The sequence below is a fragment of the Agromyces mediolanus genome, assembly GCF_023715325.1.
Classification (GTDB): domain Bacteria; phylum Actinomycetota; class Actinomycetes; order Actinomycetales; family Microbacteriaceae; genus Agromyces; species Agromyces mediolanus_A.
The window spans coordinates 1-255 of sequence record NZ_JAMBNX010000086.1; the positions used below are offsets into that span (position 1 = coordinate 1).

Annotated in this window: 1 protein-coding gene; it reads right to left on the bottom strand. The window is 71.4% G+C overall.

Features of this window, described 5'->3' with window-relative positions; translation table 11 throughout:
• On the bottom strand, positions 1–237 hold a 237-nt coding region (locus tag M3147_RS19190), incomplete at its 3' end, for a serine hydrolase (RefSeq protein ID WP_251204987.1).
• Between the last annotated feature and the right edge of the window lie 18 nt (positions 238–255).

A 255-nucleotide genomic window follows, 5' to 3' on the forward strand; every position in this document is an offset into this window, starting at 1 on the left:
GGCGGCTTCGGCGAGCTGCGCGTAGGTCAGGCCGTCGTCGACGTACTGCGAGGTCACGGGTGCGTGGCCGGCGGCGGCGGCTTCTTCTGCCGTCCACCGCACGGTCTCATCGCGGGCTGCGCCCGACGCGGACTGGAGGAAGGCTGCCGCGGCGAAGGCCTTGATGGTGGAGGCGAAGCCGAAGCGACGGTCCTCGCCGTACGAGACGGATTCGCCGGTTCCGGTGTCGACCGCCATGACGCCGACAGTCGCGTC